This window comes from Streptomyces buecherae (genome assembly GCF_014295035.1).
GTDB lineage: Bacteria > Actinomycetota > Actinomycetes > Streptomycetales > Streptomycetaceae > Streptomyces > Streptomyces youssoufiensis.
Genome location: NZ_CP060404.1, coordinates 1,428,879 through 1,452,956 on the forward strand (window position 1 = coordinate 1,428,879; position 24,078 = coordinate 1,452,956).

At 73.6% G+C, this 24,078-nt stretch carries 16 protein-coding genes; 12 read left to right on the forward strand and 4 right to left on the reverse strand.

The window, feature by feature from the left end:
• Positions 1 to 41: 41 nt before the first annotated feature.
• Together H7H31_RS05405 and H7H31_RS05410 are read right to left on the reverse strand one after the other, a co-directional pair.
• Complete coding sequence (locus tag H7H31_RS05405; protein WP_187060454.1) at positions 42 to 1,289, reverse strand: DNA polymerase Y family protein; 1,248 nt, start codon at positions 1,287 to 1,289, stop codon at positions 42 to 44.
• Positions 1,286 to 5,326: a DNA polymerase III subunit alpha gene (locus H7H31_RS05410; protein ID WP_187117793.1), complete on the reverse strand. Its 4,041-nt coding sequence runs from the start codon at positions 5,324 to 5,326 to the stop codon at positions 1,286 to 1,288. The genes H7H31_RS05405 and H7H31_RS05410 overlap by 4 nt, the downstream gene beginning before the upstream one ends.
• 450 nt (positions 5,327 to 5,776) lie before the next feature.
• Here H7H31_RS05410 and H7H31_RS05415 point away from each other — a divergent pair, with 450 nt between their 5' ends.
• Together H7H31_RS05415 and H7H31_RS05420 are read left to right on the forward strand one after the other, a co-directional pair.
• Positions 5,777 to 6,850 (forward strand): YhgE/Pip domain-containing protein, encoded by a 1,074-nt coding sequence (locus H7H31_RS05415; RefSeq protein WP_187117794.1) that lies wholly within the window; start codon positions 5,777 to 5,779, stop codon positions 6,848 to 6,850.
• Positions 6,851 to 6,937: 87 nt separating this feature from the next.
• Entirely contained in the window at positions 6,938 to 7,501 is a 564-nt protein-coding gene (locus tag H7H31_RS05420) for a GNAT family N-acetyltransferase (RefSeq protein WP_232109697.1), read from the forward strand.
• Positions 7,502 to 7,729: 228 nt separating this feature from the next.
• Here H7H31_RS05420 and H7H31_RS05425 read toward each other — a convergent pair whose 3' ends face one another.
• Positions 7,730 to 8,497: a HEAT repeat domain-containing protein gene (locus tag H7H31_RS05425; protein ID WP_232110242.1), complete on the reverse strand. Its 768-nt coding sequence runs from the start codon at positions 8,495 to 8,497 to the stop codon at positions 7,730 to 7,732.
• A 679-nt stretch (positions 8,498 to 9,176) separates the two neighbouring features.
• Between H7H31_RS05425 and H7H31_RS05430 the strand changes: the two genes are divergently transcribed.
• The 9 genes from H7H31_RS05430 to pssA all read left to right on the forward strand — a co-directional run bounded on the left by H7H31_RS05430 (position 9,177) and on the right by pssA (position 20,439).
• Complete coding sequence (locus H7H31_RS05430) at positions 9,177 to 10,988, forward strand: 3-hydroxyacyl-CoA dehydrogenase family protein (protein ID WP_187063654.1); 1,812 nt, start codon at positions 9,177 to 9,179, stop codon at positions 10,986 to 10,988.
• A gap of 229 nt (positions 10,989 to 11,217) precedes the next feature.
• Positions 11,218 to 12,036 carry a TetR family transcriptional regulator gene (locus tag H7H31_RS05435; protein WP_372454639.1) on the forward strand — a complete coding sequence of 273 codons (819 nt, stop codon included), beginning with the start codon at positions 11,218 to 11,220 and terminating at the stop codon, positions 12,034 to 12,036.
• Between the two features lie 442 nt (positions 12,037 to 12,478).
• Positions 12,479 to 13,816: a crotonyl-CoA carboxylase/reductase gene (gene ccrA / locus H7H31_RS05440; RefSeq protein ID WP_187063656.1), complete on the forward strand. Its 1,338-nt coding sequence runs from the start codon at positions 12,479 to 12,481 to the stop codon at positions 13,814 to 13,816.
• A 39-nt stretch (positions 13,817 to 13,855) separates the two neighbouring features.
• Positions 13,856 to 15,910 carry a protein meaA gene (locus tag H7H31_RS05445; protein WP_187063657.1) on the forward strand — a complete coding sequence of 685 codons (2,055 nt, stop codon included), beginning with the start codon at positions 13,856 to 13,858 and terminating at the stop codon, positions 15,908 to 15,910.
• Entirely contained in the window at positions 15,907 to 16,893 is a 987-nt protein-coding gene (locus H7H31_RS05450) for an HpcH/HpaI aldolase/citrate lyase family protein (RefSeq protein WP_187063658.1), read from the forward strand. Before H7H31_RS05445 ends, H7H31_RS05450 begins: the two co-directional genes overlap by 4 nt.
• A gap of 116 nt (positions 16,894 to 17,009) precedes the next feature.
• Positions 17,010 to 17,561: a MaoC family dehydratase gene (locus H7H31_RS05455; protein ID WP_187063667.1), complete on the forward strand. Its 552-nt coding sequence runs from the start codon at positions 17,010 to 17,012 to the stop codon at positions 17,559 to 17,561.
• A 1-nt stretch (position 17,562) separates the two neighbouring features.
• Positions 17,563 to 18,777, forward strand: coding sequence for an acyl-CoA dehydrogenase family protein (locus H7H31_RS05460; protein WP_187063659.1), 1,215 nt, complete (start codon positions 17,563 to 17,565; stop codon positions 18,775 to 18,777).
• Positions 18,778 to 18,947: 170 nt separating this feature from the next.
• Positions 18,948 to 19,595, forward strand: coding sequence for a phosphatidylserine decarboxylase (locus H7H31_RS05465; protein ID WP_176164770.1), 648 nt, complete (start codon positions 18,948 to 18,950; stop codon positions 19,593 to 19,595).
• On the forward strand, positions 19,582 to 20,439 hold the full coding sequence (pssA, locus tag H7H31_RS05470) for a CDP-diacylglycerol--serine O-phosphatidyltransferase (protein WP_176164769.1): 858 nt from the start codon (positions 19,582 to 19,584) through the stop codon (positions 20,437 to 20,439). The genes H7H31_RS05465 and pssA overlap by 14 nt, the downstream gene beginning before the upstream one ends.
• Before the next feature lie 108 nt (positions 20,440 to 20,547).
• On the opposite strand, the gene H7H31_RS05475 is transcribed toward pssA, so the two are convergent.
• Positions 20,548 to 21,669, reverse strand: a complete 1,122-nt coding sequence (locus H7H31_RS05475) for a glycerate kinase (RefSeq protein ID WP_187063668.1) — start codon at positions 21,667 to 21,669, stop codon at positions 20,548 to 20,550.
• A gap of 540 nt (positions 21,670 to 22,209) precedes the next feature.
• On the opposite strand from H7H31_RS05475, the gene H7H31_RS05480 reads away from it, so the two are divergent.
• Positions 22,210 to 23,988 (forward strand): BCCT family transporter, encoded by a 1,779-nt coding sequence (locus tag H7H31_RS05480; protein ID WP_187063660.1) that lies wholly within the window; start codon positions 22,210 to 22,212, stop codon positions 23,986 to 23,988.
• Positions 23,989 to 24,078 lie beyond the last annotated feature (90 nt).

Here is a 24,078-nt window from a genome sequence, read left to right on the forward strand (position 1 = left end):
GCGCACGCCTGCGCCGGGCTCGGGCGCCCCGACAGCGGCGGTCAGCCGACCGCCGCCGTCCCCGCCGGCCGGGCCGCGCGGGCCCCGAACCTGGCGCGGGCCCGGTCCGTCACGGCCTCGATCCGCCGGGCCTTGTCGTCGCCCGGGTCGAACGTGAGCTGCCGGCTGGCGCGTTCGGCGGCGGTCAGGTCCTCGGCGCGCAGCGCCACCGCCCGCACCCGGGCCCGCTCCAGGGCCAGCGACTCGTGCAGCGCGTACGCGAGCGAGGTCAGCGCCGGGGTGTGCGCGGTCGGCTCGGGCAGGGTCCTGCCACGGGTGGTGACGGAGCGGTCGGCGTAGCGGACGGTGAGCGTGAGCGCGCGGGCCACCTGCCCGTCCGCGCGCAGCCGCGAGCCGAGTTCGTCGGCGAGGGCGAGCAGCGCGCGGCGGCGCCGCACGGGGTCCAACTCGTCGCTGGAGAAGCGGTGTTCGGCCCCGATGGAGCGGGCCAGGGAGTTGGGCGTGACCGGGGCCCGGTCGATGCCGTGGGCCCGCTCGTAGACCGCCCGCCCCGCCGTGGCGCCCAGGATGCGTTGCAGGGTGCCCGGTGGGGCCGCCGCGATCTGGCCGACCTCGCCGAGACCGTACGCGTCCAGGGTGCGGGCCGTCACCGGGCCGACCCCGTCCAGGGCGGTGGCGGGCTTGCGGGCGAGGAAGGCGGCCACGGCCCGGGGGTCGTCCGGCACCGTGTGCACCGCGCCCCGGCGCCCGCAGCACGCACCGCCCGGGACCCCCGCCTGCCGTCCGCCGCGCGCGCCGCTCCGCCGGCCACCGCCCGCCCCGCCCCGCGCGGCGCACCCGAGGCCGGCCGGCCCCGCGCCGGCACACCCGGGGTCCGGGCGCCCGTCGGCGCGCCGGCCGGCCGGCGGCTGCGCCGCGGCCATCCGGGCGAGCAGCGGGTTCGCGGCCACGCCGACGGTGCAGTCCACGCCGTGCCGGGCCAGCGCCCGCACCCGTACGATGCCCGCCAACTCGGCGGCGTCCCGGCCGAAGTACCGCAGCGCGCCCCGTACGTCCGCCAGCGCACCGTCGGGCGGCAGCGCCTGTACGACGGGCGTCAGCTCGGCGAGCAGCGCGAGCAGCCCCGCGTAGACGTCCTCTCCGACGGGGCCGCCGTCGGGCGCGTGGAACCGTACGCACAGCACCGGCCCGGGCGCCGGGCGCTCCACGGGTCGCGGGTGCTCCCGCGCGCCGGGCGCCGCCGCGGCGTCGACTCCCGCTCCGGCTGTTTCTCGTCCCTCGTGCGTCATCCCGCGCTCCCCGGGCTGGAGTGCCACAACTTGCGCCCCGTGGCGGCGCGTTCGCCGGCGGGCTGGAGGTCGGCCCAGGGGTGCATGGTGTAGCCGTTGGGCAACTGGATGCGGCGCCCGGCGTCCCCGGACGGCGCGTCGGGCGAGCCGTCCGCCTCCGGACCGGGCTCCGGGCCGGACGCGTCGGCGCCCCGCGCCCCGTCCCCCTCGGCGCCCCGGGCCGCCCCGCCCCCTTCGGCGAGGCGGCCGGCGACCGCTTCGAGCCCGCCGGTGCGGCGCAGCTCGGCCAGTTCGGCCAGGTCCCAGGCGGCGGCGCCGACGACGCTGAGGCTGCGCGGGCCGCGCCGCTGCACCACTCCCCTGATCAGCAGCAGCCAGGAGTGGAAGACGGTGTACGCGCACGCCGCGTGGCCCGAGGCGGCCCCGTGGTCGCCGCGTCCGGGCCGCTCGCCCCGGCCGCTCCAGGTGTCCTGGGTGCCCCGTTCCCGGGTGGCGCCGGTGCGGCGCTCCTCCGGCGGGTCGTCGAAGAAGGCGCAGTCGACCAGCCCCGTGCCGTCGTCGAGGGTGGTGAAGATGACGCGGCGCCCGGAGCGGATCGGTGGCGTCTGGGTCGCGGCCTTGGCCCCGGCGACCAGTACGGTCTCGCCGTGCCGTGCCGAGCCCAGTCGCCGCGCGAGCGTCACGCCCAACTCCTCCAGGAAGTCGCGGTGGTCGTCCATGAGGTTCCGGGAGACGTCCATGTTGAGGACGCCCAGCTCGGCGCCGAGCCGCTCCGCCGGGTCGAGGTCGGGCAGCCCGGCGGGCTCGAACGACGCCACGGCGCCGGCGCCCGCGCCACTCTCGCCCCCGGCTTCCGTGGTCGCGGCGGCGGCCGCGGCTGCGTCCAGGGAGAGCTGTTGCCGCCCCGTGCGGGGGCCGCTACGGGGGCCACGTTGCTGCCGGTGCAGTTCGGCGATGTGCAGCAGCAGGTCACGGCGGTTGACGCCGAACGCGTCCAACGCCCCGACCTCGGCGAGCCGTTCCGCGACCGGCCGCCCCGGCCGGGCGCGCCACCACAGGTCCCGCACCGAGGTGTAGGGCTGGCCCGCCACGATGCGCGCCGCCTCGGCCTCGCTCATGCCGTGCACCTCACCGAGCGCGAGCCGCACGCCCCACGTGCCACCCCGACCGTCTCGGCCGCCCCGACCGTCCCGGACGCTCCGGCCGTCCCAACCACCCTCGCCATCGGACACCAGTTCGATGCGATAGGCGGCCGCCGACCGGTTCACGTCCAACGGCAGGATCGGCACCCCGCGCCGCCGCGCGTCCGCGAGCAGCAGCCGCTTGGGGTACATCCCGGGGTCGTGGGTGAGCAGCCCGGCGTAGAAGGCCGCCGGGTGGTGCGCCTTGAGCCAGGCCGACTGGTACGTGGGCACGGCGAAGGCCACGGCGTGCGCCTTGCAGAAGCCGTACGAGCCGAACGCCTCGACGATCTCCCAGGTGCGCGCCACCACCTGCGCCGCGTAACCGCGCGCCGCGGCCTCCTGCGCGAACCACGCGCGCACCCGGCCGCGCCGCTCGGTGTCCGAGAGAGCGCGGCGCGCCTCGTCGGCCAGCCCGCGGTCGCAACCGGTCATGATCCGAAGGATCTCGATCACCTGCTCGTGGAAGACGACCACGCCGTACGTATCGCGCAGCGCCTCCGCCAGGTCCGGATGGGGATAGCGGGGCGGGGTGCGGCCGTGCCGCGCCTCGATGAAGGGGCGCACCATGTCGGCGGCGACGGGGCCGGGCCGAAAGAGCGATATGTCGACTACGAGGTCGTGGAACGTGGCGGGCTGGAGCCGTCCGATCAGGTCGCGCTGGCCGGGCGACTCGATCTGGAAGCAGCCCAGCGTCTCGGTCGACCTGATCAGCTCGTAGGTGGCCGGGTCGGCCGGTGGCACCTGCGCCGGGTCGTCCAGGTCCAGCGGCCGTCCGGTGATCTTGACGACCTCCCGCGCCGCGTGCGCCATCGCCGACTGCAACCGCACCCCGAGCACGTCGAGCTTGAGCAGCCCCAGCTCCTCCACGTCGTCCTTGTCGAACTGCGACATGGCGAAGCCCGCGCCCCCGGGACCGCCCGGCCCTCCGGGGCCGCCGGCATCGCCGGCATCGCCGTCGGCGAGGGACGCGCCCATCGCCCCCCGCATCCCGCCGCTGCCCACGCCGGTGCCCGCGCTGGTCACCACGGGGGTGCGGGCGCGCAGCGTGGCGTCCGAGAGCAGCACCCCGCACGGGTGCATGGCGATCCCGCGCGGCAGCCCGTCCAACGCCTCGACCAGGTCCCACAGCCGGTCCCGGTCGCCCATCCGGGCGGCCACGCCGCGCAACTCCGGCAGTTCGGCCAGGGCAGCGCGGGCGTCCTTGGCCCGGATGTGCGGGAAGGACTTGGCGAGCTGGTCCACCTCCCCCGGGTCCATGCCGAGCGCCGCGCCCACGTCCCGTACGGCGTGGCGCACCCGGTAGGTCTCGGGCATGGCGACCGTCGCGACCCGGTCGGCGCCGAAGCGGTCGAAGATCGAGCGGTAGACGTCGAGCCGGCGGGCCGACTCCACGTCGATGTCGATGTCGGGCAGCGCGCCCCGCCGCACGGACAGGAAGCGCTCCATCAGGAGCCCGTGCGCGACCGGGTCGGCCTGCGCGATGCCCAGCAGGTGGACCACGAACGAGCCGGCGCCCGAACCCCGCGCCGCGACCCGCACGCCCAGCCCCCGCGCGTCGTCCACCACCTGCGCGACGGTCAGGAAGTACGAGGCGAAGCCGAGCCGTTCGATGGTGTCCAACTCGGCCTCAAGCCGCTCCCAGCGCGTCCGGTCGCGGTCGTGGCCGCGCAGCACCATGGCGGCGGCGCAGCGCGAGCGCAGCGTCCGCTCCGCGGTGCGCCCGACGGCGCCGACCAGCCGCGGCTCGGGGAAGTGGACGCTGCCGAGCCCCAGGTCGTCCTCCGGGTCCACCTGGCAGGCGGCGGCCGTGGCCTGGGTCTGGTCGAGCAGCCGGTACGCGGCGTCCCGCCGGAACCCGGCGGCCGTCACGATCCGCTCCGCGACCCGCGCCATGTCGTGCGCGCCCTTGAGCCAGCGCTCACCGCTGTCTCGCTCCCCGGGCGCGCGCGGGACGGGCACCAGCCTGCGGGCGGCGTCCAACACGTCCGCCACCGGCCCCTGCCCCGGGTCGGCGTACCGCACGGCGTTGCTCAGCACGGGCCGTACGCCCTGCTCGGCGGCGAAGCCGACGGTACGGGCGGCGAGCCGCAGCGTGCCCGGCCCGGAACCGGACGGCGAGCCGGCGACGGAGAGCGCGGCCGGCCCGGCGGCGCCGACGGAGGGCTTGGAGCCGGCGCGGCCCCACTGCGCGGCGGCCACGACCGAGGCGGTGGACGCGGCGCGCTCGGCGGCCGAACCGGGCGCGGGCACCGGCCCCGTGCCGGGCCCGCCGTGCCAGACGGCCTCAAGGCGCAGCGCGTCGCCGAACAGTTCGCGCCAGGGGACCAGGAGTCGCGCGGCCCGGTCGGGGCGGCCGGCGGACAGCGCGCGGCCGACGTCGGACTCGGGGCCGAGCAGCACGGTCAGCGGCGCGAGCGCGGCGGGCATGCCGGCGGCCACGGCCGCCAGGTCCTCCCAGTGCAGCAGCGGGCGCGCGTCGCCCCCGGCGTGCGCGGCGGAGACCAGGCCGCACAGCGCGGCCCACCCGGCCGCGCCGTCCCTGGCCAGGAAGACCACCCGGGGCGCCGACTCGTCGACGAACGCGCCGCCCCGTACCGGGGCCCGCCGCCTGACGGTGCGCCCCGGCCGCGGGGCCGCGGGCCGCACGGCCAGGTCGACGCCGAAGAGGGGGCGCACCCCGGCGGCCGACGCCGCCTTGGCGAACCGGACCGCCCCGGCGAGGCTGTCCCGATCGGTCAGCGCCACCGCGTCCATGCCGCGCTCGGCGGCCCGCTCGGCCAACCGCTCCGGGTGCGAGGCGCCGTACCGCATCGAGAACCCGGATGCGACGTGCAGATGCGTGAACCCCGGCATCCGCACGCACCTCCTCACTCGCCAACCTGACCACGACCCACCGCCGCGCCCCACTCACCACCACCGCGCCGCCACCGGCCCGGCCGACATCACCCCGGCCCCGACGGCCGGCCCCACGCCCCGACCCGCGCGCCAGCCTCTGCCCGACCCCTCCGCCCGGGCTCCCCCGCTCGCACTCGCGCCTCACACCCGCGCCGCCGCCGGACGGCCGGCCGCCCCACTCCGAGAGACCACCACCTCACCGACTATTTCTCGCCACCTTTCCCTTCCACCATACCCCCCTCATCGAACACTCGTACGAACATCGTTTCCCACCCCGCCCACGCGCCCCGCCCCCTCGCCCCCACCCCGGCCCCTCACCTGATCGGCGCGTCACAGGCTGCGCGCCGGCGCCGCCCTCGCCACTATGGGGAAGACGAATGACCAGGTGAAGCGGGTGAGGAGCGGTCCATGACGGCGACGCGCGAGAACCGCGAGAACACTGACCGCACCTTCGTCGAGGAACTCAAGGCCGCGGTGACCACGCGCGCCGCCGTACTCGTCGTGGGCGTACTGCTGCTCCAACTGGCCTTCATCCTCTCGTACGTCGGCTCCTTCCACCGGCCGAAACCTGACCATGTGTCGATTGCCGTCGTGGCACCGAAACAGGCCAGCGAGCAGGTGGTGGGCAAGCTCGGCAAGCTGCCGGGCGACCCGCTCGACCCGCGCGCGGTGAGCAGCGAGGCGGAGGCGGTGCGCAAGATCAAGCACCGGGACGTCGACGCCGCGCTGATCGTCGACCCGCGCGGCAGCACCGACCGCCTGCTGGTGGCCGGCGGCGCCGGCTCCTCCCTCGCCCAGGCCGTCGAGCAGGTGGTCACCCAGGCCGAGAAGGCCGACCAGCGCTCGGTGCGTACCGAGGACATCGTGCCCGCCGCCGCCGACGACAGCCGTGGCCTGTCCTCGTTCTACCTGGTCGTCGGCTGGTGCGTGGGCGGCTACCTGTGCGCGGCGGTGCTCGCCATCAGCGCGGGCGCCCGCCCCGCGAACGGCAGCCGGGCCGCCATCAGGCTCGGCGCCCTCGCCCTCTACTCGATCGCGGCCGGCCTGGGCGGCACCATCATCGTGGGCCCGGCGCTCGGCGCGCTGCCCGGCAGCGTGTTCGGTCTGTGGGGGCTCGGCGCCCTGGTGGTCTTCGCCGTCGGCGCGACCACCCTCGCCTGCCAGGGCCTGGCGGGCATCGTCGGCATCGGCCTCGCCATCCTGATCATCGTCGTCCTGGGCAACCCCAGCGCGGGCGGCGCCTACCCCTACCCCCTGCTCCCCGACTTCTGGCAGGCCATCGGCCCCGCCCTCCCCCCGGGCGCGGGCACCTGGACGGCCCGCTCGATCGCCTACTTCCAGGGCAACGCGATCACGGGCCCCCTGCTGGTGCTGGCCGCCTGGGCGGTGGCGGGCACGGTGATCACCCTGGTCCTGGCCATGCGGCGCAAGGACGCGGTCGCGCGACACGCGCAGCCCACGGAGCCCGCGCCGATGCGCTGAGCCCGCGCACCACGCCCCGCCAGAGCGCCCCGTACCGGACGGAAACCAGGTCGATCACCCCCACCTGGGCCAACTACGCTCCTCACCATGGATGTTCTGGTGCGCGAGATGACCGAGGACGACATCGACGCCGTGGCCGCCGTGCGGGTGCGCGGGTGGCAGACCGCCTACGCGGGGCTCATGCCGCAGTCGTATCTGGACGCCATGAGCGTGCGCGAAGACGCCGAGCGGCGGCGGGAGTTCTTCGCGCGGGGGCTCGGGGACGTGATCAACCTGGTCGCGGAGGAACCCGCGCCGGGCGGCGGTGCGGACGGCGGGACCGAGGTCGTGGGGTGGGCCTGCTGCGGTCCGTACCGGGACGAGGACCTGCCGAGCGGGGACGCCGAGTTGTACGCGATCTACGTCAAGCCGGAGCGGCTGGGCGCGGGCATCGGGCACGCGCTGCTGACCGAGGCGCTGCGACGGCTGACGGAGCGCGAGTTCCCCCGGGTGCGGCTGTGGGTCGTACGGGGCAACCAGCGGGCGGAGCGCTTCTACGCCCGGGCCGGGTTCGCCCCCGACGGCGGCGAGGAGTCCTACGAGGTGGCCGGGGCCCAGGTGCCCGAGGTGCGCTACGCCCGCGACCTGCCCGCCGCCCACTCCGTCGCGTAGCCACGCACCCACAGCGCACCCCGGGCCCCGGCCCCGTCCGGCGGCGCCATCCCGCCGCCGTTCCCTCCACCGCTCACACGCCCCAGGCACCCATCCACTCCCACGCCCGCCCCGCGGCGAACGGCCCACCCGTCGCACCCGCGCCCACACCCCGCACCCGCGCCCACACCCACACCCACACCCACACCCACACCCACACCCGTGAACGAACGGCCCGCCCGCCGAGGCTCAGGGCTTCGGCCTCGGGCGTTGACCTGGCGGGCGGGCGGCGGGGCGGGGGTCCCGGCGCCCCGGTATGCCGCCGCGGGGGCCGTCGCCTCTGAGGCCGTCGCCGCGGGCGCCGCGCGCACCGTCGCGCCGCCCGTCGCCGCGTCCCGGCCCGCCGGCCGCTCCCGGCGCCTTGCCGGCCAGTTGGGCCAGGGCCGCCTCCGCCTCCGGCCGTAACCGCTCGTGCTCGCGCGCCGCCGCCAGGATGGGGGCCGCGCGCCGGTCCCCCAGCGTGCCGAGCCCGACCACGCAGGCGCGGGCGATCGGCCAGTAGTGGTCGCGCTCGGCCAGCAGCCGCCGCAACGTGGTGACCAGCGCGGGCACCGACTCGGGGGCGCGCAGTTCCACCAGGAGCCGGATGGGGTGCAGCGCGTAGGCCGTCCGCAGCGGATTGGTGGCCAACACCGCCGCCGCGCGGGCGGTGCGTGGGTCGCCGAGTCGGGCCAGCGCGCGGGCCGCGGTCGCGCAGTGCGCCGGGTCGCGGTAGTTGAGGAGCATCACCAGCGGCTCGAAGGCCCGCCGGTCGCCCGCGCAGCCCAGTGCGAAGGCCGCGGTCTCCCGAGCGCACAGCGGCTGGCCGTTGGCCACCAGCACCCGGGCCAGTTCCTCGCGCGCGGCGGGCGTGTTCTGGCGTACGAGAGCGAGGAGATGCTCGTACGCCGCGTGATCGGCCGCTGTCGTCAGTGCCGCCCGCGCTCGGGCCGCCAGTTCGCGGAGTTCTTCTTCCATCTCCCGCCTCCCCTTGCCCTTGCTCTTGACCTTGTCCGTGCCCACCGCGGCCACCTCGCCCCGGCCGGCGTCGTCTTCCGTGTCCGCATCCGTGTCCGCATCCGCGTTCCGCGTCTCGCCCGCACGTACCCGTCACCCGCTCTATGCCCGCTCGCGCACCCGCCGGACGCGTGTACCGCCCGGGACGCCCCGCGCCCCCACACCGCCCACGCCATCTCCGCCTCCGTCATCTCCCGACCACGCCGGCGCCAAGCCGCCGCGCCCGCCGGCGCGCCGGCGCCGGCCACGAACCACGACCACCGCGCCACCGCCTCGGGGCGCCGCGCGTCTCCGCCACCCCGACCCACCCCCCGCGTCACGCGTCCGTGACCGTCTCCTAGCCCACTGTGACGTGCGCCACCCGGATCTGGCGAGAATGGGTCCTGGTGTTCTTGGTTACTGGCGAGTTAAGCTCCCCGGCACGAGCAGTACCCCTGCTCTGGCGGCCTGGTGACGCAGCCGCCGAAGAGTGAAGTCGGTTCGGCGCTTTGGGTGTTCGGCGCGGCCCCGGGACAGGGCCTTCGCCGCGCACCCCCCGGGTGAGTCCCTACGGGCAGAGTTGCCCACCAGGGGCCGCCCAACTCCTCAGTCGTCACTTCTCCCCGCGGGACAAGGCGGGGAACACCCCCTGGAGTCTGTGATGGACCATTTGTCCACTCCTGATCCCATGCCGTTGCGCACCGTCGCCGTCGTCGGCCTGGGCACCATGGGCACCGGCATCGCCGAGGTGTTGGCCCGCGCGGGCCACGAGGTCATCGGCATCGACGTCGCGGACGCCGCGGCGCGGCAGGCCGTGGCCGCGCTCGCGGCGTCCACCGAGCGGGCCGTGCGGCGCGGGCGGATCACCGAACAAGAGCGGCGGGAGGTGCTCGCCCGGTTCCGGGTCTTCGCCGACCTGTCCGCCGCGGCCGACGCGGACCTGGTGATCGAGGTCGTGCCCGAGGACTACGCCACCAAGCACGAGGTGTTCACCGCGTTGGACGCCGTCGTGCGCCCCGACACGATCCTGGCGACCGGCACCAACGCGCTGTCGGTGACCCGGCTCGCGGCCGACTCGGCCCACCCCGAACGCGTCCTCGGCCTGCACTTCTTCAACCCCGCGCCGGCCATGAAGCTGGTCGAGGTGGTCTCCTCGGTGCTCACGTCGCCGGCGGCCGTCGCCTCGGTCGTCGCACTGGCCCGCGAACTCGGCAAGGAGCCCGTCTCGGTCGGTGACCGGCCCGGTTTCGTCGCCGACGGGCTGCTGTTCGGCTACCTCAACCAGGCCGCGGCGATGTACGAGTCGAAGTACGCGACCCGCGAGGACATCGACGCGGCGATGCGGCTGGGCTGCGGGCTGCCGATGGGCCCGCTGGCGCTGCTCGACCTGATCGGCGTGGACACCGCGCGCACCGTGCTTGAGGCGATGTACGCGGCCTCGCGCGATCGTCTGCACGCGCCCGCGCCCATCCTGGGCCAGCTCAGCGAGGCCGGGCTGACCGGGCGCAAGGCGGGCCGCGGCTTCTACACGTACCAGGAGCCGGGCAGCGACGTGGTGGTGCCGGACGCCCAGACGCCCCGACCCCCGGACGCCGCCGCCGAGCCGGGCGCCGGGTGTCCGGTCAACGCGGTGGGCGTGGCCGGTTCGGGCACCATGGCCAGCGGCATCGCCGAGGTGTTCGCCACCTCCGGGTACCGGGTGGTGCTCGCCGCCCGGAGCCTGGCCAAGGCCGAGCGGGCGGTGGCGCGGATATCCGGGTCGCTGGCCCGGTCGGTGTCCAAGGGGCGGCTGAGCGAGGAGGCGCGGGAGGCGGCGTTGGCCCGGATCACCGCGGCCGACTCGCTGGACGCGTTCGCCGACGTGGACCTGGCCGTGGAGGCGGTGGCCGAGGACCTGGCGGTCAAGCGGCGGCTCTTCCAGGCGCTGGACGAGGTCTGCAAGCCGGGCGCGGTGCTGGCCACCACGACCTCGTCGCTGCCGGTCATCTCCTGCGCCCGCGCGACCTCCCGGCCGGGCGACGTGATCGGAATGCACTTCTTCAACCCGGCGCCGGCCATGAAGTTGGTGGAGGTGGTGCGCACCGTGCTGACCTCCGACGCGACGCACGCCAGCGTGCGCGCGGTGTGCGCCGCGATCCGCAAGCACCCGGTGGACTGCGGGGACCGGGCCGGCTTCATCGTGAACGCGCTGCTGTTCCCGTACCTGAACAACGCCGTGAAGATGGTGCAGGAGCACTACGCGACGCCGGACGACATCGACGCCGCGATGAAGTGGGGCGGCGGCTACCCGATGGGTCCCTTCGAACTCCTCGACGTCGTCGGGCTCGACGTGTCGCTGGCCATCGAGAAGGTGCTGCACCGCGAGTTCCGCGACCCCGGCCTCGCGCCCGCCCCACTGCTCGAACACCTGGTGGCGGCGGGCTGCCTCGGCCGGAAGACGGGCCGTGGCTTCCGCGAGCATGCGAGGGCCTGAACCAGGGGGCGCCGAGGGCACCGAGAACACCGGGAACACGGGGGACGCCGCCCCGCCCGCCGGGCCGGGGCGGCACCCGCCGCCGCGGCCGGAGCGGGAGCGGCGGCCCCCGCCGGGGCTGGCACGGGGGTGGGGCGGGCTGCTGGAACCGACCGGCGACCCGCCCCGCGGCGGTCCCAGAGCCCGGGGCGCAGTCCTGCCCCCGGAAAAAATGCAGTACGTTCCCCCCATGGCCCAGCCCGTAAAGTCCGCCCGTCACCAGCAGTCCACCGCAGGCAAGACGTCCGAGGGCGCCGAGAGCGCCAGCAGCCGGCGCGCCGCCGCCCAGCGACTCACCATGCGTCGCAAGCTCGCGGCTGCCGCCATGGACCTCTTCGCGGCCAAGGGCTACGAGGCGACGACGGTCGACGAGATCGCCGCCCGGGCGGGCGTCGCCCGCAGGACCTTCTTCCGGCACTTCCGCTCCAAGGAAGAGGCCATCTTCCCGGACCACGACGACACCCTGGTGCGCGCCGAGGCCGTGTTGGAGGCCGCCCCCGCGCACGAGCACCCGCTCGACACGGTCTGCCGGGGCATCAAGGAGGTCATGCGGATGTACGCGGCCGACCCCGAGGTGTCCGTGGCCCGATACCGGCTGACCCGCGAGGTGCCGACGCTGCGGGAGGCGGAGATCGCCTCGGTCGCCCGCTACGAGCGGCTGTTCACCCGTTACCTGCTCGGCCACTTCGACGAGACGGCGCACCGCGACGGCAACGACGATCCGCTGCTGGCCGAGGTGGCCGCGTCCGCGGTGGTCACCGCCCACAACCACGTGCTCAGGCGCTGGCTGCGCGCCGAGGGCAAGGGCGACGTGGAGGCGCAGCTCGACCACGCGTTCGCGATCGTGCGCAAGACGTTCGGCACCGGCTTCGGCGCCTACCGGCCCAGCACCGAGCGGGCCACCGCGCTGGCCTCGACGGACGGTCAGGTGCTGGTGGCCGTGACGCGTACGGACGCGCCGCTGGCCGATGTGCTGCACGCCATCGAGAAGGCCATCCAGCAGGACTGAACACACCCGCACAGCGCGGACCCCCTCACGGACTCCGCCACGGACACGCAGCGAGCACGCCCACTGGCACAGCGCGACGGCCGCCCCACCCGGGGCGGCCGTTGTTGCTCATGCGTGCACCGTGGATGACAAGTGAGAGAAATTGTTGGCACCCAGTGTCTTGTCGAGTGGCACGCGGTGCCATACGTTGTGAGTGTCCGGGCGGCCGGCGCGTAGACATTCGTCGCGCGTCGGCTGTCCCCGCACCTTCGTTGCGCGCCCGGACGCCTGCGTCACAGGCACTCTCGCGCCGCATCGCCGCGCGGCCCCCGCCACAAGCGGGGCCGGAGCGAAGCGGCGCCCCGTACCGCCACGCGTCAGCACCGCCGAACCGACGGCACGCATCCCCACTGAACCCCAGCGTTCCCTCAAGCGTCCCCAAACGCTTCGCCGGAGGCCCACGATGAACGAAATCCTGGACGCGATCCTCGCTCCGGACAGCACGTCCGCGGACTTCGCGGCCCTGCCGCTGCCCCCCTCGTACCGCGCGGTGACCGTGCACAAGGACGAGGCCGAGATGTTCGACGGCCTCGCCACCCGGGAGAAGGACCCGCGCAAGTCCCTGCACGTGGACGAGGTGCCGGTGCCCGAACTCGGCCCGGGTGAGGCGCTGGTCGCGGTGATGGCCAGCTCGGTGAACTACAACTCCGTCTGGACCTCGATCTTCGAGCCCGTCTCGACCTTCAGCTTCCTGGAGCGCTACGGCAAGCTCTCGCCGCTGGCCAAGCGACACGACCTGCCGTACCACGTGATCGGCTCCGACCTGGCGGGCGTCGTGCTGCGCACCGGCCCCGGCGTCAACGCGTGGCAGCCGGGCGACGAGGTGGTCGCGCACTGCCTGTCGGTCGAGCTGGAGTCGGCCGACGGCCACGACGACACGATGCTCGACCCCGAGCAGCGGATCTGGGGCTTCGAGACCAACTTCGGCGGCCTGGCCGAGATCGCCCTGGTCAAGTCCAACCAGCTCATGCCGAAGCCGGGCCACCTCAGTTGGGAGGAGGCCGCGTCGCCGGGCCTGGTGAACTCCACCGCCTACCGGCAGTTGGTCTCCCGCAACGGGGCCGGCATGAAGCAGGGCGACAACGTGCTGATCTGGGGCGCCAGCGGCGGCCTCGGCTCGTACGCCACGCAGTTCGCGCTCGCCGGTGGCGCCAACCCGATCTGCGTGGTCTCCAGCGACCAGAAGGCCGACATCTGCCGTGCGATGGGCGCCGAGGCGATCATCGACCGGAACGCGGAGGGCTACCGGTTCTGGAAGGACGAGCACGCCCAGGACCCGCGCGAGTGGAAGCGGTTCGGCAAGCGCATCCGCGAGCTGACCGACGGCGAGGACGTGGACATCGTCTTCGAGCACCCGGGGCGCGAGACGTTCGGCGCCTCCGTCTACGTCACCCGCAAGGGCGGCACCATCGTCACCTGCGCCTCGACGTCCGGCTACACGCACGAGTACGACAACCGGTACCTGTGGATGTCACTGAAGAAGATCGTCGGCTCGCACTTCGCCAACTACCGCGAGGCGTGGGAGGCGAACCGGCTGATCGCCAAGGGCAAGATCCACCCCACGCTGTCCAAGACCTACCGCCTGGACGAGACCGGCCAGGCCGCCTACGACGTGCACCGCAACCTCCACCAGGGCAAGGTCGGCGTCCTCGCCCTCGCCCCCGAGGAGGGCCTCGGCGTCCGCAACGAGGAACTGCGCGCCCAGCACATCGACGCGATCAACCGGTTCCGTGACGCGTAAGCGAACGGACGGACGGACGGACACTGAGGTACCACTCACATGACTGAGCGTCACAAGGACCGTCCGTGGCTGATGCGGACGTACGCCGGACACTCCACCGCCGAGGCGTCCAACGCCCTGTACCGGCGCAATCTCGCCAAGGGCCAGACCGGCCTGTCGGTCGCGTTCGACCTGCCGACGCAGACCGGTTACGACCCCGACCACGTCCTGGCCCGCGGCGAGGTCGGCCGGGTCGGGGTGCCCGTCTCCCATCTGGGGGACATGCGGCGGCTGTTCCAGGACATCCCGCTGGAGCAGATGAACACCTCCATGACCATCAACGCCACCGCGATGTGGCTGCTGGCCATGTACCAGGTGGTGGCCGAGGAGCAGGGGCTCGGCCCGGAGGCCATCGACAGGCTCTCCGGCACCACGCAGAACGACATCGTCAAGGAGTACCTCTCCCGTGGCACGCACGTCTTCCCGCCGGGCCCGAGCCTGCGCCTGACCACCGACCTGATCACCTACTCGGTGAACCACATCCCCAAGTGGAACCCGATCAACATCTGCAGCTACCACCTCCAGGAGGCCGGGGCCACGCCCGTACAGGAGATCGCGTACGCCATGAGTACGGCCATCGCCGTGCTCGACGCCGTACGCGACTCCGGGCAGGTGCCGGCGGAGCGGTTCGGCGACGTGGTGGCGCGCATCTCGTTCTTCGTGAATGCGGGCGTGCGCTTCGTCGAGGAGATGTGCAAGATGCGCGCCTTCGGCCGCATCTGGGACCAGATCACGCGCGAGCGGTACGGCGTGGACAACCCCAAGCAGCGCCGCTTCCGGTACGGCGTGCAGGTCAACTCGCTGGGCCTGACCGAGGCGCAGCCGGAGAACAATGTCCAGCGGATCGTCCTGGAGATGCTGGCCGTCACCCTCTCCAAGGACGCCCGCGCCCGCGCGGTGCAGCTCCCGGCCTGGAACGAGGCGCTCGGCCTGCCCAGGCCCTGGGACCAGCAGTGGTCGCTGCGCATCCAGCAGGTGCTCGCGCACGAGAGCGACCTGCTGGAGTACCCGGACATCTTCGACGGGTCGCACGTCATCGAGGCCAAGGTGGCGGAGCTGACCGCCGCCTCGCTGGCCGAGATCGACCGCATCCAGGAGATGGGCGGCGCGATGGCCGCCGTCGAGTCCGGCTACCTCAAGTCGCAGCTCGTGGCCTCGCACGCGGAGCGGCGGGCCCGGATCGAGGCGGGTGAGGAGCGGATCGTCGGCGTCAACTGCTACGAGAGCACCGAGCCGAACCCGCTCACCGCCGACCTGGACACCGCGATCATGACGGTGGACCCGGCCAACGAGGCCAGGGTGGTCGCCGCGCTGCACCGCTGGCGCGACGAGCGCGACGAGCCGCGCGCCCAGGAGGCGCTGTCCGCGCTCAAGGCGGCGGCGGCCGGCACCGCCAACCTGATGCCGGCGACGCTGGAGTGCGTCCGGGCGGGGGTGACCACCGGCGAGTGGGCGTGGGCGCTGCGGGACGTGTTCGGCGAGTACCGCGCACCGACCGGGGTCAGCGGCGCCCCGTTGGCGGTGGCGGCCGAGCCGGGCAGCGCGCTCGGCGCCGTACGCGACAAGGTCGCCAAGACGGCGGCCGACCTCGGGGTGGGCAAGCTGCGGCTGCTGGTCGGCAAGCCTGGGCTCGACGGGCACAGCAACGGCGCGGAGCAGATCGCGGTGCGGGCCAGGGACGCCGGGTTCGAGGTGGTCTACCAGGGCATCCGGCTCACGCCCGAGCAGATCGTGGCGGCGGCCGTCGCCGAGGACGTGCACTGCGTCGGCCTGTCGATCCTCTCCGGCTCGCACGCCGAACTGGTCCCGGACGTGCTCGCCCGGCTGCGCGAGGCCGGCGTGGCGAGCGCCGCCGGGGCCGACGGTCCGGCCGAGGCCCCCATTCCGGTGATCGTCGGCGGGATCATCCCGTCCGCGGACGCCACCGCGCTGCGCGCCGCCGGCGTCGCGGCCGTCTTCACCCCGAAGGACTTCGGCATCACCGAGATCATCGGCCGTATCGTCGATGAGATCCGTACAGCGAACCAGCTCGACCCCCTGGAGGCCACCGCATGAGTGCCCACCCGTCCGCCGCCGCGCCGTCCGTGGACCGGCTGCGCCCGCGCCGCTCCTGCCTCGCCGTGCCCGGCAGCAACCCGCGGTTCCTGGAGAAGGCCCAGGGGCTCGCCGCCGACCAGGTGTTCCTGGACCTGGAGGACGCGTGCGCGCCGCTGGCCAAGGAGGGCGCGCGGCACACCATCGTGGACGCGCTGAACAACGGCGACTGGACCGGCAAGACGAGGGTGGTGCGGGTCAACGACTGGACCACGCACTGGACCTACCGGGACGTCATCACCGTCGTCGAGGGCGCGGGTCCCAACCTGGACTGCGTCATGCTGCCCAAGGTGCAGGACGCCCAGCAGGTGATCGCCCTGGACCTGCTGCTCACCCAGATCGAGAAGACGATGGGCTTCGAGGTGGGCCGGATCGGCATCGAGGCGCAGATCGAGAACGCCAGGGGCCTGGTCAACGTGGACGAGATCGCCGCCGCCTCGCCGCGCCTTGAGACCATCATCTTCGGCCCGGCCGACTTCATGGCCTCCATCAACATGAAGTCCCTGGTGGTCGGCGAGCAGCCGCCGGGCTACCCGGCCGACGCGTACCACTACATCCTGATGCGCATCCTGATGGCCGCCCGCGCGAACGACCTCCAGGCCATCGACGGCCCGTACCTCCAGATCAGGAACGTGGACGGGTACCGCGAGGTGGCCGGGCGCGCCGCCGCGCTCGGGTTCGACGGCAAGTGGGTGCTGCACCCGGGTCAGGTCGAGGCCGCCAACGAGGTGTTCTCGCCCTCGCAGGAGGACTACGACCACGCCGAGCTGATCCTCGACGCGTACGAGTGGTGCACCTCGGAGGCGGGCGGCAGGAAGGGGTCGGCGATGCTCGGCGACGAGATGATCGACGAGGCCAGCCGCAAGATGGCGCTGGTGATCTCGGGCAAGGGCCGGGCCGCGGGGATGACCCGCACCAGCAAGTTCGAGCCGCCCGCCGCCTGACGCCCGGCCCCGCCTGACGCCCGGCCCCGCGCGGGGCCGGCCCGCGCCGCGGCACACCACGCCCCGCCCCCGGGCCCGCACCGACCCGGGGGCGCCACCCCGGAGGGATGAGCACCATGCAGTTCGGCCGCACCTACGAGGAGTTCACGGTCGGCGACGTGTACAAGCACTGGCCCGGCAAGACGGTCACCGAGTACGACGACCACCTCTTCTGTCTGCTCACCATGAACCACCACCCGCTGCACCTGGACGCGAACTACGCGGAGCACACGACCGACTTCGGCAGGAACGTCGTCGTCGGCAACTACGTCTACTCGCTGCTGCTCGGCATGTCCGTCCCCGACGTCTCGGGCAAGGCGATCGCCAACCTGGAGATCGAGTCGCTGCGGCACGTGGCGCCGACCTTCCACGGCGACACGATCTACGGCGAGACGACGGTGCTGGACAAGACGCCGTCCCGGTCCAAGACCGACCGCGGCATCGTGCACGTGGAGACCAGGGGCTACAAGCAGGACGGCACGCTCGTCTGCGTCTTCCGGCGCAAGGTGATGGTGCCGAACGCGACGTACGTGAAGGAGCGCGGCGGTGAACAGCCCGGCCGCCCCGAACTCCGCGAGCCCGCCCGGCCCGCCGCGCCCGCGCCGACCCCCGCCGACCAGGAGCAGTGACATGAGCCGTCTCGCCCAGACCGAGGGCCTCAACGAGATCCAGCGCGACATACTCACCACCGTGCGGGACTTCGTCGACAAGGAGATCCTGCCGGTCGCCACCGAGTTGGAGCACCGCGACGAGTATCCGAGCCAGATCGTCGAGGGGTTGAAGGAACTCGGCGTCTTCGGGCTGATGATTCCCGAGGAGTACGGGGGGCTCGGCGAGTCGCTGCTGACCTACGCGCTGTGCGTGGAGGAGATCGCCCGAGGCTGGATGAGCGTCTCGGGGATCATCAACACGCACTTCATCGTGGCGTACATGCTCAAGCAGCACGGCACCCAGGAGCAGAAGGACTACTTTCTGCCGAAGATGGCCGCGGGCGAGATCCGTGGCGCGTTCTCGATGTCGGAGCCGGCGCTCGGTTCGGATGTGTCATCCATCACATCCAAGGGCGTGCGCGACGGCGACGACTTCCTGCTCACCGGACAGAAGATGTGGCTCACCAACGGCGGCACCTCCTCGTTGGTCGCGGTGCTGTGCCGGACCGACGAGGGGCTCTCCCCGGAGGAGGCCGCCGCCAAGCCGCACCGCTCGATGACCACGTTCCTGGTCGAGAAGGAGCCGGGCTTCGGCGAGGTGCGCCCGGGCCTGACCATCCCCGGCAAGATCGACAAGATGGGCTACAAGGGCGTCGACACCACTGAGCTGATCATGGACGGGCTGCGCGTCCCGGCCGATCGCGTGCTCGGCGGGGCCACGGGGCGCGGCTTCTACCAGATGATGGACGGCGTCGAGGTCGGCCGCGTGAACGTCGCGGCGCGCGGCTGCGGGGTCGCGCAGCGCGCCTTTGAGCTGGGCGTTTCCTATGCCCAGCAGCGGCACGCGTTCGGCAAGCCGATCGCCCGGCACCAGGCCATCCAGTTCAAACTGGCGGAAATGGGGACCAAGGTCGAGGCCGCCCATGCGATGATGGTCAATGCGGCCCGGAAAAAGGACTCCGGACAGCGGAACGACCTCGAAGCGGGCATGGCCAAGTACCTGGCCTCCGAGTACTGCAAAGAGGTCGTGGAGGACGCCTTCCGCATCCACGGCGGCTACGGCTTCTCCAAGGAATACGAGATCGAGCGCCTCTACCGGGAGGCGCCCATGCTCCTCATCGGCGAGGGCACCGCCGAGATCCAGAAAATGATCATCGGGCGACGCCTCTTGGAGGAGTACCACTTCCAGGGGTAATTGTCCGGTTCGGGGTGGTTTTTTCGAGAACTACATCACAGCCCGTCACTGGTCTTCAGCCACCGACTAGCCCTGGCGCTTGCCCAGTTGCCGCTCGCAACCGATACCATCCCCGAAAAGCCGCCGTCCCCTTTTTCGCTAAGCGGCACCCTCCGCTACGAAGGTCATCCATGCCCCACAGCTCTTCCACCGCACCTCGCGCACGCGTACGCCTCGCGCGCGGAGCGTCGCCGTGGCTCCTTCCGACCGTCGCCACGGCGGCGGTGAGCCTGGCTCGCTCCCGTCGCTCGGGACGCTGGGCTGCCGCCGCCGTGCCCGCCACCGCGCTCGCGGCGGGCATGCTGTGGTTCTTCCGTGACCCAGAGCGCGAGATCGCGCAGGGCCGGGTCATCTCTCCCGCCGACGGCGTGGTGCAGAGCATCATGCCGTGGAAGGACGGACGGACCCGAGTCGCGATCTTCATGAGCCCGCTGAACGTCCACGTGAACCGCGCCCCGCTGGCGGGCACGGTGACCTCGGTCGAGCACATCCCCGGCGGGTTCGTCCCGGCGTTCAACAAGGAGAGCGAGAACAACGAGCGCGTTGTCTGGCACTTCGACACCGAACTCGGGGACATCGAGATGGTCCAGATCGCCGGCGCCGTCGCCCGCCGCATCGTGCCGTACGTGCCGCAGGGCACCAAGGTCGAGCAGGGCGAGCGGATCGGCCTGATCCGCTTCGGCTCGCGGGTCGACATCTACCTTCCGGAAGGTGTCGAGACCGCGGTCGAGGTTGGCGAGACCACCACTGCGGGGGTGACTCGTCTTGACCGTAGTTGATCCGGAGACCCAGTCCGCCTGGGTTCCCGAAGCCGACGAGTGCGGTGACGACACGGACGACATGCCGCTGTCAACGCGGCTGTCGATAGCGGACACCCTCACGCTCGGCAACGCCACCTGCGGCTTCATGGCCGTGTACTTCACCACCACCGGCGTCCTCATCCCGCACCTGACGGGCAACGAGGACGGCGGGATGGCCCGGCACAGCGCCGCCACCGCGGTGATGCTGATGCTGCTCGCCTCGGTCTTCGACCTCTTCGACGGGCTCGTGGCGCGCAAGCTGCGCAGCTCGGCGATGGGCGCGGAGCTGGACAACCTCTCCGACCTGATCAGCTTCGGCCTCGCCCCGGCGTACTTCGTCGTGGTGTGGGGCATGGTCGCCGACGACGCCTATCAGCGGGTATCGGCGGTGGCCGCCATCGTGGTCCTGCTCGCCGTCGTGCTCAGGCTCGCCAGGTTCTCCTGTGTGACCCTGCGCGACGGCGTCTTCCAGGGCATGCCAAGCCCCTTCGGGGCGCTGACCGTGATCTCCGTGGTCCTGCTCGAGCTGCCGTTCTTCCCGACCTTGCTGGCCATCGTGGGCGTCGCCTGGCTGATGGTGAGCCGCGTGGAGTACCCCAAGCCGCGCGGGCTGCTCGCGCTGGCGATGCTGGGGTGGATCGTGCTGAGCATGGGCCTGCTGGCTGCCTGGGCCTTCGAGGCCCCCGGTGGCGAGCTGCTGCTCCAGACCGGCTGCGCGCTCCAGGTGGTGCTGGGCGCGGTGATCCCGCTGTTCGCGACGGCCCGCCGGGTCAACACGTTCCGGGACAACCGGCGCGAGGCGCGGGCGACCCAGTTGCCGTAGCGGGCACGCCCCCCTCACGTCCTACGTGACGAAGGGCCCGAGCATCTCGCTCGGGCCCTTCGTCGTGCCCGGGCCTCGGGGGTTGCCGGGACGGGCGGGCGCCGGCGGTCAGGTCAGGAAGTCGGCCGCGACGCGGGCGGCGAGGCGCTCCAGGAGCGGGCCGGCCTCGGCCATGCAGCGCGCCGGGTCGGGTTCGAGCGCGGTCAGTGCGTACGCCCGGCTCAGGCCCGCCTCCCGCAGGGCGTCGGCGTCCAGCGCGAGCCGCCCGCACACCGCGACCACCGGCACGCCGCGCTCCCGGGCCGCCGCGGCCACCCCGGCCGGGGCCTTGCCGCGCAGGGTCTGCGCATCGAGCGAGCCCTCGCCGGTGATCACCAGGTCGGCGCGGGCCAGCTCCGCGGCGAAGCCGAGCACGTCGAGCAGCACCTCGATGCCGGGCCGGAAGTCCGCGCCGAGTCCGACCAGCGCCCCGTAACCGACGCCGCCCGCCGCGCCGGCTCCCGGCGCGTGGACGTGCGCGGCGGCGCGCGGGCCCACCGCGTCCTCCAGTACCTGTGCGTAGCGCGTCAGGGCCGCCTCCAGGGCCGCCACGTCCGCGGCGCTGGCGCCCTTCTGTGGCCCGTAGACCGCGGCGGCGCCCTGCGGGCCGGTGAGCGGGTTGTCGACGTCGCTGGCGAGGGTGACGGCCGTTGCCGCCAGGCGGGCGTCGAGCCCCGACAGGTCGGCCGTGGCGAGGTCGCGCAGCGCCCCGCCGCCGGGGCCGACCGGGCGGCCCCGCGCGTCGCGCAGGCGCGCCCCGAGCGCCGTGAGCATGCCGGCGCCGCCGTCGGTGGTGGCGCTGCCGCCGACGCCGAGGACGATGTCGCGGGCGCCCGCGTCCAGCGCGGCGCGCAGCAGTTCCCCCGTGCCGTACGTGGTGGCGGTCAGCGGCGCGAAGGTCCCCGCGGGCAGGTGCCGCAGCCCGGACGCCTCGGCCATCTCGACAACGGCGCTCGTGCCGCGCAGCGCGTACGAGGCGTCCACCGGGGTGCCCAGCGGCCCGGTGACCCGGGCCGCGCGGCGCTCGAAACCGGCCGCGACGGCGGCCTCCACCGTGCCGTCGCCGCCGTCGGCGACCGGCACCGCCGCGACGCGCACGCCCGGCGCCGCCGCGCGCAGCCCGGCCGTGAGGTGCTCGGCGACCCGCACGGCCGTCAGCGAGCCCTTGAACTTGTCCGCGGCGATCAGCACCCGCGCCGCGCCGTCCCCGTCGCCGCTGTCCCCGCCCCCGTCGCCACCTCGGTCGTCGCCTCCGCTCACGCGTCGCGCGCGGGGCGCGGCCTCGCGCTCGGCGGCGGGCCGGGTGTCGTCGGCGGGCAGGGCCGGCTCGCCGGCCGTGCCCGACTGGCCCGTGTCCGGCCGGCCCGCATCCGGCCGGCCGGTGGCGCGGGGGTCCCGGGCCGGTGCGGCGGGGCCGGGCGGCGCCGGTCGCGCCTCATCGCGTAGCGGGCCGGACGCCGTGGGCGGGGGGTGTGGTGGAGTGGGCACCGCTGGGACCGTCGGTGGTGGCACGGGAGGTCGGAGGCCGTGCGGTGTCGGTCGGGTGTCGGTCGTCGCGGCGTACGTCACCGTGTGTCTCCCTGGTTCCGGCTGGTTCCGGCCGTGCTCGCGCACGGGCGGTGGCGCCGCGGTGACCCTACCCGCGAGGTCGACGCTGCCCACGGTCGTAGTCGTGCCCAAACGGCGCGCCACGGGAGCATCTCCTGCTTTATCGCACCATAGTGGTGCGCCATGAGTACCCCGCCTACCCAGTCCACCGATCTGCCGCCCGACCCGGACGAGGCCCCGGCCGACGTGCATGACCCGCCGCCCGACCGGGCGGTCGTCACCATCGGGGTGGTGGCCGTGCTGGCCGCCGTCGGCTGGGCCGCGCTCGCCAAGGACAACTTCGCCGACATCTCGGACTCCGCTCTGAACTGGGTGCTCACCAACTTCGGCTGGCTCTTCGTGGTGGCCGCCGACGTGTTCCTGGCGCTGTGCCTGTACATCGCGGTGAGTCGGTACGGCCGGATCAAGCTGGGCCGGGACGAGGACGAGCCGGAGTTCGGCAACCTGGCCTGGATCGCCATGATGTTCAGCGCCGGGATGGGCATCGGCCTGATGTTCTACGGCGTCGGCGAGCCCCTGCTGCACTACACCGACCCGCCGCCGTCCAGCGGCGTGAAGCCGGGCACGGGCGAGGCGGCCCGCACGGCGATGGAGTACTCGTTCTTCCACTGGACCTTCATGCCCTGGGCGATCTACGGCATGGCCGGGCTCGCCCTCGCCTACGTCGTCTTCCGCAAGGGCCGCGGCAACCGGCTCAGCTCCGTGTTCGTCCCGCTCATCGGCGAGCGGCGGGCCAACGGCTGGCCGGGCCGGATGATCGACCTGCTCGCCGTCTTCGCGACCGTCTTCGGCACCGCGACCAGCCTGGGCCTCGGCGCCCTCCAGGTCGCCGAGGGGCTCGACCTCACCGCAGGCGTGGACAACACCAAGACGGTGCAGCTCGTGATCATCTGTGCCCTGTCGGCGGCCTTCGTGCTCTCCGCCTTCTCCGGCCTGCACAAGGGCGTCAAGTGGCTGAGCACGCTCAACATCGTGCTCGCGGCGCTGCTGATGGTGTTCGTCTTCCTCGTCGGCCCGACGGTGTACGTACTGGACAGCGTGCCGGCGAGCATCGGTGGCTACCTCAACGACCTGCTGCCGATGGCCTCGCACACCGGCGCCTTCACCGACCGGAGCTGGCTCGGCACCTGGACGATCTTCTACTGGGCCTGGTGGCTGTCCTGGGCGCCGTTCGTGGGCACCTTCATCGCCCGCATCTCGCAGGGCCGCACCATCCGGGAGTTCCTGGTCGGGGTGCTGCTGGTGCCCAGTGGCGCGACGATGATCTGGTTCTGCGTGATGGGCGGGAGCGCCATCCGGCTGGACTCCAGCGGCACCGCCGACCTCACCGAGAAGGTCAAGGACGGGGCGGAGGCCTCGCTGTTCGGCATGTTGGACGCGCTGCCGCTGGGTACCGCGACCGCCTGGCTGGCCATGGCCCTGGTCATGACGTACTTCATCACCAGCGCCGACTCCGCCTCGCTGGTCATGGGCTCGCTGACCAGCCGTGGGTCGCTGCACCCGCGCACCTGGCTGGTCGTCGCCTGGGGCATCCTGATGGCGGCGGTGGCCGCGGTGCTGCTGGTCGCCGGCGGCCTGGACGCGTTGAAGACGGCCACGATCCTGGTGGCGCTGCCCTTCGTGCTGGTGATGCTGGCGCTGTGCTGGTCGCTGCTGCGCGAGCTGCGGACGGACCCGGGGGCCGGGCCGAAGCGGCACCACGCGATGCACGGGCTGCGGGACGCGATGCGCGCGATGATCGGCGAGGCGCTGACCGAGCAGACCCCCACCCGGCACCACCGGTTGCGCCGGGCCGCCGAGCGCGCCGCTGACCGCGAGGACTCGGACTCCTCCAGCGGCTCCGGCGGCGCAGGTGGCTCGGGCGGTTCCGGCGGCTCGGGGGGCTCTGGCGGCTCCGGCTGAGGCGTAGCCACCCGCCCGCGTCCGGCCGGCGCCGGCGCCGGCGCCGGCCGGACGCGGGCGGGAGCCCCGGGCCGCGACCCAGGGCGCCCG

Coding starts and splice junctions, on each gene's coding strand:
- H7H31_RS05450 (WP_187063658.1), top strand. CDS start 15,907: ATGAGTGCCCACCCGTCCGCCGCCGCGCCGTCCGTGGACCGGCTGCGC.
- H7H31_RS05430 (WP_187063654.1), top strand. CDS start 9,177: ATGGACCATTTGTCCACTCCTGATCCCATGCCGTTGCGCACCGTCGCC.
- H7H31_RS05460 (WP_187063659.1), top strand. CDS start 17,563: ATGAGCCGTCTCGCCCAGACCGAGGGCCTCAACGAGATCCAGCGCGAC.
- ccrA (WP_187063656.1), top strand. CDS start 12,479: ATGAACGAAATCCTGGACGCGATCCTCGCTCCGGACAGCACGTCCGCG.
- H7H31_RS05445 (WP_187063657.1), top strand. CDS start 13,856: ATGACTGAGCGTCACAAGGACCGTCCGTGGCTGATGCGGACGTACGCC.
- H7H31_RS05425 (WP_232110242.1), bottom strand. CDS start 8,497: ATGGAAGAAGAACTCCGCGAACTGGCGGCCCGAGCGCGGGCGGCACTG.
- H7H31_RS05455 (WP_187063667.1), top strand. CDS start 17,010: ATGCAGTTCGGCCGCACCTACGAGGAGTTCACGGTCGGCGACGTGTAC.
- H7H31_RS05465 (WP_176164770.1), top strand. CDS start 18,948: ATGCCCCACAGCTCTTCCACCGCACCTCGCGCACGCGTACGCCTCGCG.
- H7H31_RS05435 (WP_372454639.1), top strand. CDS start 11,218: ATGGCCCAGCCCGTAAAGTCCGCCCGTCACCAGCAGTCCACCGCAGGC.
- H7H31_RS05480 (WP_187063660.1), top strand. CDS start 22,210: ATGAGTACCCCGCCTACCCAGTCCACCGATCTGCCGCCCGACCCGGAC.
- H7H31_RS05415 (WP_187117794.1), top strand. CDS start 5,777: ATGACGGCGACGCGCGAGAACCGCGAGAACACTGACCGCACCTTCGTC.
- H7H31_RS05420 (WP_232109697.1), top strand. CDS start 6,938: ATGGATGTTCTGGTGCGCGAGATGACCGAGGACGACATCGACGCCGTG.
- H7H31_RS05405 (WP_187060454.1), bottom strand. CDS start 1,289: ATGACGCACGAGGGACGAGAAACAGCCGGAGCGGGAGTCGACGCCGCG.
- H7H31_RS05410 (WP_187117793.1), bottom strand. CDS start 5,326: ATGCCGGGGTTCACGCATCTGCACGTCGCATCCGGGTTCTCGATGCGG.